At 60.7% G+C, this 8,086-nt stretch carries 9 protein-coding genes and 1 pseudogene; 2 read left to right on the top strand and 8 right to left on the bottom strand.

Annotated features, from left to right (window positions below; all coding sequences use genetic code 11):
- The first annotated feature begins 5 nt into the window (after positions 1-5).
- Entirely contained in the window at positions 6-1,064 is a 1,059-nt protein-coding gene (gene ugpC, locus EOA78_RS17725; protein ID WP_127316244.1) for a sn-glycerol-3-phosphate ABC transporter ATP-binding protein UgpC, read from the top strand.
- Between the two features lie 402 nt (positions 1,065-1,466).
- Here the strand turns inward: ugpC and EOA78_RS17730 are convergent, their stop codons facing one another.
- Positions 1,467-2,105, bottom strand: a complete 639-nt coding sequence (locus EOA78_RS17730) for a ribbon-helix-helix domain-containing protein (protein ID WP_127316245.1) — start codon at positions 2,103-2,105, stop codon at positions 1,467-1,469.
- A pseudogene (locus tag EOA78_RS37080) lies at positions 2,095-2,304 on the bottom strand (HlyD family type I secretion periplasmic adaptor subunit); the annotation flags it as partial. The gene EOA78_RS17730 and the pseudogene EOA78_RS37080, both read right to left, overlap by 11 nt.
- Before the next feature lie 250 nt (positions 2,305-2,554).
- On the opposite strand from EOA78_RS37080, the gene EOA78_RS17740 reads away from it, so the two are divergent.
- The gene (locus EOA78_RS17740) at positions 2,555-3,190 is read left to right on the top strand and encodes a hypothetical protein (protein WP_245477557.1); all 636 of its coding nucleotides are present in this window, start codon (positions 2,555-2,557) and stop codon (positions 3,188-3,190) included.
- Positions 3,191-3,292: 102 nt separating this feature from the next.
- Here EOA78_RS17740 and EOA78_RS17745 read toward each other — a convergent pair whose 3' ends face one another.
- The 6 genes from EOA78_RS17745 to EOA78_RS17770 form a co-directional block, all read right to left on the bottom strand.
- Positions 3,293-3,883 carry a hypothetical protein gene (locus tag EOA78_RS17745; RefSeq protein WP_127316246.1) on the bottom strand — a complete coding sequence of 197 codons (591 nt, stop codon included), beginning with the start codon at positions 3,881-3,883 and terminating at the stop codon, positions 3,293-3,295.
- Complete coding sequence (locus EOA78_RS17750) at positions 3,880-4,470, bottom strand: L,D-transpeptidase (RefSeq protein WP_127316247.1); 591 nt, start codon at positions 4,468-4,470, stop codon at positions 3,880-3,882. Before EOA78_RS17750 ends, EOA78_RS17745 begins: the two co-directional genes overlap by 4 nt.
- A complete protein-coding gene (locus tag EOA78_RS17755; protein ID WP_127316248.1) occupies positions 4,454-5,617 on the bottom strand; it encodes an AAA family ATPase in 1,164 nt (387 codons plus the stop codon). Before EOA78_RS17755 ends, EOA78_RS17750 begins: the two co-directional genes overlap by 17 nt.
- Positions 5,614-6,249 carry a TadE/TadG family type IV pilus assembly protein gene (locus EOA78_RS17760; protein WP_127316249.1) on the bottom strand — a complete coding sequence of 212 codons (636 nt, stop codon included), beginning with the start codon at positions 6,247-6,249 and terminating at the stop codon, positions 5,614-5,616. Before EOA78_RS17760 ends, EOA78_RS17755 begins: the two co-directional genes overlap by 4 nt.
- Positions 6,250-6,251: 2 nt before the next feature.
- Entirely contained in the window at positions 6,252-6,779 is a 528-nt protein-coding gene (locus EOA78_RS17765) for a TadE/TadG family type IV pilus assembly protein (RefSeq protein ID WP_245477559.1), read from the bottom strand.
- A 5-nt stretch (positions 6,780-6,784) separates the two neighbouring features.
- Positions 6,785-8,086, bottom strand: a 1,302-nt coding sequence (locus EOA78_RS17770; protein WP_127316250.1) for a hypothetical protein, incomplete at its 5' end; no start/stop codon positions are given.

An 8,086-nucleotide genomic window follows, 5' to 3' on the forward strand; every position in this document is an offset into this window, starting at 1 on the left:
ATCCAATGGCATCGGTTACAATCAACAACGTGCGGAAGGCTTTCGGAGCCACCAAGATCATTCACGACGTCAGCGTCGATATCGCCGACGGCGAGTTCGTCATCCTGGTCGGCCCGTCGGGATGCGGAAAGTCGACGCTGCTGCGCATGATCGCCGGACTTGAAACGATCTCCGGCGGGAAGATCGCCATTGGCGAACGTATGGTCAACAATCTGCGGGCGCGGGACCGGAACATCGCCATGGTGTTCCAGAACTACGCGCTCTATCCGCATATGACGGTTGCCGACAATATGGGCTTTGCCCTCAAGATCAAGAAAGCCGATCCAGCCGATACCGCTGGCCGCGTCAGAAATGCAGCCAGCATCCTCGGCCTGGAAAAGCTGCTTGAGCGCTATCCGCGTCAGCTCTCCGGCGGCCAGCGCCAGCGCGTCGCCATGGGCCGCGCCATCGTGCGCGACCCGCAGGTCTTCCTGTTCGACGAGCCGCTTTCCAATCTCGACGCCAAGCTGCGCGTCCAGATGCGCGGCGAGATCAAGGCGCTGCACCAGCGGCTGGGCACCACCACCATCTATGTCACGCATGACCAGATCGAGGCGATGACCATGGCCGACAAGATCGTCGTGCTGCATGATGGCCTGGTCGAGCAGATCGGCGCGCCGCTCGACCTCTATGATCAGCCGGCCAATCTCTTCGTTGCCGGCTTTATCGGCTCGCCCGCCATGAACTTCATTGCCGGCCGCATCGAGGAAGGCGTGTTCCGCAGCGCCGGCGGGCTGATCCTGCCGCTGCCGGGGGGCGCCAGCCCGGCTGACGCTGCAGGACGCGAACTTGTCTACGGCATCCGCCCCGAACATATCCGCGCAACCGCCCAGGGCATGCCAGGCACAGTCACGCTTCTGGAAGCCACGGGTTCGGAAATCTTCGCCAAGGTCGACTGCGCCGGCGAGGAAATTTCCTGCCTTTTCCGCGAGCGGCTTCCGCTTAAGCAGGGCGCGCAGGTACGGATCGAGATCGATCGCGCCTGCGCCCACCTGTTCGACGCGAAAACCGGCCGGCGTATGTGATTGGCGCAGGCGCCCGGGCAATCAGCGTCAGCGAACCAACCCATTCGCCAGCAAGAAACATGTGATCGCTGGTTGCGGACACTGGTCCCAGCAGGAGAAGCCTGAAGGGGTCACCGCCCTCATGCTCGACTGGCTGAAGCGGCGGTTCCCCGCGTAGCGATCGAGCGGCTGGCTAGCGATTGTGACATCAAGGGCGGCTTCGCAACGGTTGCTCCTGGCGAAGGTTCGGAGCAGGCGTGATCCCCGTAAAAATTACACAACGCGTCTTGCAGGATTGCCGTTCAGTACTGCCGGAACCGGTCTAGAGCGGTTCATTGTTTCACGGAAACGACGAACCGCTCTATCTCTTTGTTTTTGCGCAATTCCGGACGGAAAACCGTTCACACTTTTCCTGGAATTGCTCTAGCCGAAGACGAACGCTATCAGCAGCTCCGGCTCGATCACCGGCGCCCGCACGGCGCTCAACTGACCACGGTACTGGCGTTCGCCAGCGCCGATGACAAATCCGCTGGTGACCGGAGTGTCGCCGTCGAGGTCGAGGCGCGCAAAAATGTCGGCAACGTTGAGGTCCAGCGCCAGCTTGAGGTCGTGCCGCGCATCGTCGTTTGGTCCGGAAGGCAGTTGGCGCTTCACCAGTTGCTGGAACGGAACATTGAAAGTCAGGATCTTCTTCGATGACGTCAAGGCAAATGCAGGCGAGGGGCAGGCAACCAGTATGGCGTTGATTGTCCTTATTGACGCGAGCTTACTCAACGTCACGTTTTCCTCCGCCTGACCGCGTATGCAGGCTACCCGGATTGCCGATGTCAGGTTGCCGTTCTGTGCCTGAGTTCCGGCTATCTCATCGATCAGCATGCCGATCGTGCACTTCCGGCTCTCAGCCATCCGCTTCAGCGATATCCAAAAAGCCCGCTCCAGGCGGATCCCGCGGCGCATTCCGCCACGCGCCACAACTCGAAATTCCAGTGCAAAATCCTCGTTGGCGAGCGGCAGGAGTAGCGGATCAGGATTGGTGGGGGGAGAGGTGGCGCTAGCGCTCACTCATAGCCTCCTGACGCGCCTTGTTGATCGGCTTCAAAAGGTAATCCAGGATCGTCTTGCGTCCCGTCTTGATGTCGACTGAGCAGATCATGCCCGGGATGATGGAAAAAGCCTTGCCATCCCGTTCGAGCGTCGATTTGTCTGTCGCGACACGTACCTGGTAAAAGGGCCCACCCGTTTTTTGATCGACCAGGCTGTCGTATTCATTTCTACCCCACCCACGCTTCTGCCCTGTACGTTTTTATATGGCCAAGCCTTCTCACCGAGTGCTTTGACAGATTATCCGCCAATTCTTGGAATATGTGAGAGGGTTTATTGATTCAGCGCCGGCTAAAAGCAGCTAAGTTTCGGGAATGTAGCGAAAATGGCACATAGCGAGCGGCTCGCTACGGTTGTGGCAGGACGCCTGCGCCTATGATCAATGTTGCTTGCCGCGACTCCCCGGGGCCGTGGCTCAGAAGCGCCTCTATTCGGGAAGAGCGCGCCGTCCATTAAGCCTCGCGCAATCTTTGCTGCCTATTCTGCTTATCGATTGTCGAGGGAACATGACGCGCAAGCCGCTACTGCTCTTTGCCTTTCCAGCTCTCATCCTTCTGATTCTGGCAGGGGAGCGAGCAGCGACGTTCCTGCTGGGAACCTATCCGGCCAGCCCCGTCATGTGGCGGATCTGGCTTGAACTACGGCCTTTGTCGACGATGTTCTGGCAGCAGGTCGACCTCTATCTGGGCGGTTCAATGGTCCTTGATGCCGCCATCGTGACCGCCGCGTCGATCGTCTGCTGGATGGCTTGCCGGACGAGAAAATCGGCCGCGTTCTTCTTCCTTACCAACCACGTCGCTCTGCTTTTCGCCGGGTTGATGATCGCTTCCGGCAGCCATTCTGAGACAGCGAGCACGATTGCGGCATTCACCGCGCCCAGCGGACATCCATTCTCGCTGATCCTCGATTTCACATGGCAGAACAGCCTGGTGCTGCTTCTGGGCGCTGCAGCCTGCGCCTACTGTCATGTTGCGTTTCTCGGCGAAGCGCGACAGCGTTCCCAAGCGCTCGCCATACGGCTTTGTGCTCTGCAGCGGGATCTCTAGCTCGGGGCACAGCCATCGCGCTGCCGATCGGCATTGCCAACAAGGTGACGGCAGCTCGGAATCCAGCTGAGCGCACAACCGATCTCTCGATGTCTGTCGCTTCTAATTGATTTTCTTGTAATGGACCTTGCCGTCAGGCTGCACTATGCGCTGGTAGGACGAGTTTGGGGCAGGGGGCAGCGCCGCCGCGATCCTCTTTTTGGGCGGGCGCGGCGCTTCGACGATACTGGGTTCGGTCGGGTCTTCGAGATCGGTGGCTGCATCCGCCATGGTGCTGGTCGTGACCACGGAAGGCTCCGCGATGCTCGACATGTCGTCGTCACTGGCCAGGGGCAGCTCCTGTTCAAGCCGGGCAATACTGCCTTTGACTTCGTTGAAGCTGCCCTGCAGTTGACTGTCCAGTTTTTCAAACCGGCTTTGAAAGCCGTTGTTGACCGTCTCAAGCCGGGCTGCGATCCGTTGCTCGAACGATCCGAGTTGTTCCAGCCGCCGTTCGACAAAGCGCAGATCGTTGATGCCGCGGTAGAAATAGACCGCGGCCGTTATGTTCACCGCCGTGATCAGCAAGGCGCCGACCGCGACAACGCCGATCATCCTTGCATTGCTTGGTTTCCCAACAACAGCTTGCCCTCCAGTGTGGGTTGCCGGCCCAATGTCGATCGCTGGCATGTCCGGGTCGCTGATCATCGTCATTGGACCACCACCTTTGCGCCGACCGAGACGCGCTTGAAAAGATCGATCACATCGGTGTTGGTAAGACGGAAACATCCCGATGTTCCGTCGAAGCCGATGCCCTTGGGATCGTTGGTGCCGTGGATGCGGTAGAGCGTGTCGCGCCCGTCCCGCAGCAGATAGAGTGCCCTGGCACCGAGCGGATTGTAGGGACCGGCGGGCACCATTTCCGGCAGCTCCGGCTGGCGGGCGCGCATTTCCTTGGGCGGGCGCCATTCCGGCCATTTCGTTTTCGCCCCGATCTTGACGATGCCGGTCCAGCCAAAGCCGTCGCGCCCGACGCTGATCTGGTAGCGCAGCGCCTCGCCCTGCCGGGTCACCAGATAGAGTGCCTTCTCGTCCTTGCGGATGATGATCGTGCCGGGTCGTTCCACGGTTTGGAGAGCAACAGCCTTGCGCAGGCTGGGGCCCATTGCCGGCAGCGGCGGCCGGTCCGACAGCGCGGATCGGGCATGGGCGAATTCCCAGGCCGGCATCCCCAACGCCAGGCCCATGATGCAGGCGCCGGCAAGCCTCGGGACGATGCGGTATCTACCGGGCTGCGTCATCGAGCCGCTCTTTGAACATCCGCTTCAGGTCCTTGTTGAAGCGCGCCCGCCCAGCCACTTCGGAAGGCAGGATGGCTCGGTTCAGCGCGTCGGTCAGCAGCGCATTATCCATGCTGACCGACTTGATGTGTGGCGCCTTGAAGATCTTCTCGAGTTCGCGGCGCGAAAAGTGGTTGCCGAACCATTTGCGCTTATGCTTGTTGGCGACCAGCGTGATGCTCGCCGCATTGCCGCGCAGCTCGCGGATCTTGGTGTAGAGCCGCTTGCCTTGCCGCAGCGAGGCGACGTTGAGCTCGAAGACGATGAAGATTTCGTCGCTCGTCGAAAGCACGGAATTCTGCCAGGGGGTTTCGATATTCGGCAGGTCGATGACGATGTCGTCGAACCGGTAGGCGACGAGGTCCAGCAGCCGGAACACGAAATTGGCGCCCTGCGGCTCAAACGGCAGTTGTGGCCTCTCGAATGAATAGAGGGTCAGGCCGGACGGACGCGAAAGCCTGATGACGTCCATCAGTTCGACATCGAGCCTTTCCGGCTGGCCGATGATGCCGGCCAGGTCGAACTGGTTGAACAGGTTGAGGTAGGCGCCGCAATTGGCGCTCTGGAAATCGAGGTCGACGAGGCAGGTCGAAGCCGCGCGTTCGGTGGATTTCGACGCCAGGAATTCCGCAGCCGACAGAGCGAGCGTGGTGGCGCCGGCGCCGCCGCTGGCGCTGATGAAAGTGATGATGCGGCTCTTGGTGCCCTGGTTGCCGGTGTCGTGGAAAGTGACCGCGTTCAGCAGCTCCTTGGCGTCGAGCGGCTTGTGCAACCAGTCCGAGGCGTTCATGCGGACAAGGATGCGCGTCTGCTCGGAAGTCAATTCGTCGGAGACCGCGATCAGCGGCACGGATGCCCACAAGGCGCGGGCCGCGACGATGCCGGGCATGCCGAGCAACTCGCCATTGGCCAGGTCGAGGATGACGATGCCCGGCCGCGTCTCGGGGGGCGGACCATTGAGGAAGTCAACCGTCTCGGAAATTCGGACGTCGTAGATGGCCAGCGCGTCCAGCCGCGTCGCCACCTCACGCTTGAACTGCGGATCCGACGAAAACAGCGCCACCTGCTTTCGTTTGGTCGGGAGAACCTTGGTGTTGATGGCGTTCATGGGGATGTACTCCTCAGGTCTTCGCCCGTGACTGTGCTGAGCATCGAGGGCATGGTGAGGTTTCCGTATCCGAGCAGGCCGCCGAGGAAGAAGAACTGGAAGGTCAGGTTCTGAAGCCTGACGGTGATTGTCGGCACCGGTCCGCCCAGCCGGGTCTGATAGCCCAAGCCGGTGGCGGAATAGGTAATGACGACATTGTCGCGCCGCAGGCCTGAAAAGAAATGGCACATCCCCGGCCGCTGGTCTGTCGCCAGCGGGACACAGGCGTCGTCATTGGTGACTGCCGTATCGCCGCGGAAGATGCGACTGAAATTGGCGGCATTGAATGTGCCGCCATTGCTGCAAACGCCCGTGCCGGCGGTGTATGTGCAGGCGAAGGGTCCATAAGCGGCAGCAACGACCGGGGCGCCCGGTGTCGTCGTCGGTGCGGCTGTAGCTAGCGCGGTGGCAACCGGATCGGAAATCGAGGCCAGACGTGCGCCGAGCTGCACGGCCTTGTTGGCGGCGTTCCACTGATAGAGGGCGTAACCGAAATCGACGAAGCCGAGAACGAGGGCAAACAGCAGTGTCGATACGATGGCCATCTCCACCGTCGTCGCGCCGCCTTCCGATTTTGCGAAACCCCAGATCATGATCAGAACCGGATCAACCGCTCCTCGTGAGAGCTATTTATCGTCATGGGGCCAATGCGGACCAGAGACAGCATTCCGATGCCACTATAGGCCAACGTCCCCGCCGCCCTGACGATGCAGACCTGTGCAGTTGTAGCGCGATATAGGGTGACACCTGCGACCACCGCGTCATGGCATGAGCCTGAGGCGGCGATGGTCACCGTCACATTCGCCTTCTGCCAGCCGACGATGCGCGCACTCCCTGTCCCCGCAGCATTGCCGAACACCGCGATGTTTGTGGCGATATCGGCGCAATTGATCGCCGCCAGCCCGGCCTTGGTGTACAACTGGCTGTTGCAGCGCGCGGCAAAGCGTGCCGCGTCAGACAGGCCGGCCTCCATCAGCAGCTTCTGGTGGATCAGATTGCCGAACTCGAACACCCCCGCCGACAGGATCAGCATCAGCGGCGCGATCAGCGCCATTTCGACGAGAGCCGTGCCGCGCTGCTCGCGTCGAAATCTGTGGAAATGATGGTACAGCGCTTCGATCATCGCCATCACCGGTAGAGTTGGGCTTCGTCGCGAAGGAAATTGTCGAGCGTGCCCTGGCCGGCACCGCCGGTTACGTCGACCAGTTCGACCATCACCGACGCATCTTCCGATGCTGACGGTACGGGTTCAGTGAGGAAGAAACTGCCGAAGGCCTCGACCGGCAGATTGGTGCTGTGGCCGGACAGGCCGTTGCCCGCAGCTTCGAGAGCATTGCAGTTCAGGATAGCGCCATAAAGCAAACGACGATCAACTGTCGTGACAGGCGGTTGGCAAGCTGCGGCCGGCGTTCCGATCTCTCCACCGGTCGACGCGGTGCCCACCAACCCGTTCGAGATCTCGTAACGGTAGACCTCATAGCGCGTCGGCTTGGTTGTGTCCCATGACGTCGGATAGGCCGCGGAACCGAAATTGGTGTTCCAATAGCCGGCGAAATCCCAATTTCCGTCGCCCATCCTGCCGGCCAGATACGGGGTTGTCGCATCGCGCGGAAGGCCCATCGTTCCAGCTTCGGTGAATGAAAGTTGGTTCATAGAAGGGCATTGATTGGCGCTGCCTGTGGTCCGTATCGCCCCTTTTCGGACATTGGCGGCCGGACCGTATTCGGGGCTGTCGAAGTGGTTGCCGTTAGCTCTAATCCCGAAACGAACGTTGAAGGCATCTTGCACCGGGCCGGCATTCTGACCGGTCTTTGTCGTTACGTTCGCGGAATTGTAGCAGCCGATCGGCGTCGACGTTGCGATCGTCTGAGCCAGCGCTTGGGCACCATTTCCCACATCTGGCGGAGGCTCGAGGAAGCCGAAGTTGCCCGGACCGGCCGCAGCCCCATTTCCGACCTTCCTCAGTTCGATCAGCCGGCGACGGACGGCCGGATTGGAAACGGCATGCTCAAGCGTGTAGCCGCCGGCGTCATTCGTCCCGTCTTCATCCATCTCATAAGGATTGCACATGAACACCGGCGTGAAATCGCAGACGCCGGAGGTGAAGCCCGCTACCGCGACTGCCCCGACATTGAAGCTGTCGCTGGCGCCGGATGTCAAAAATGAGGCGGGGAAAATCGCGGCAAACCCTTGGGGAGCGACTGTCACCTGGATGAACCGTGTTTCCGCCTGTCCGACAGCCAGGTTGGCATCTGCAAGATAGTTGGCCTGATTGGCGGTTGTGATCTTGGTTCCGTCGTTGGCAGGGATCGCTTTGAGGAAGCACCAGGAAATGTTGCCAGCACTGTTGCAGCGCTGCGTGCCTCCCGGCTGACCGGAGGTTAGAGTGAACCTGCCTGCCGTGGAGAAGTTGCTTTCATTGTCTACGAG

This window comes from Mesorhizobium sp. M5C.F.Cr.IN.023.01.1.1, from assembly GCF_003997585.1.
Classification (GTDB): Bacteria; Pseudomonadota; Alphaproteobacteria; order Rhizobiales; family Rhizobiaceae; genus Mesorhizobium; species Mesorhizobium wenxiniae.

Excerpts from the sequence above, each read along its gene's own strand:
- EOA78_RS17745 (WP_127316246.1), bottom strand. The coding sequence starts at position 3,883 with ATGACGATGATCAGCGACCCGGACATGCCAGCGATCGACATTGGGCCG.
- EOA78_RS17755 (WP_127316248.1), bottom strand. The coding sequence starts at position 5,617 with ATGAACGCCATCAACACCAAGGTTCTCCCGACCAAACGAAAGCAGGTG.
- ugpC (WP_127316244.1), top strand. The coding sequence starts at position 6 with ATGGCATCGGTTACAATCAACAACGTGCGGAAGGCTTTCGGAGCCACC.
- EOA78_RS17765 (WP_245477559.1), bottom strand. The coding sequence starts at position 6,779 with ATGATCGAAGCGCTGTACCATCATTTCCACAGATTTCGACGCGAGCAG.
- EOA78_RS17760 (WP_127316249.1), bottom strand. The coding sequence starts at position 6,249 with ATGATCTGGGGTTTCGCAAAATCGGAAGGCGGCGCGACGACGGTGGAG.
- EOA78_RS17750 (WP_127316247.1), bottom strand. The coding sequence starts at position 4,470 with ATGACGCAGCCCGGTAGATACCGCATCGTCCCGAGGCTTGCCGGCGCC.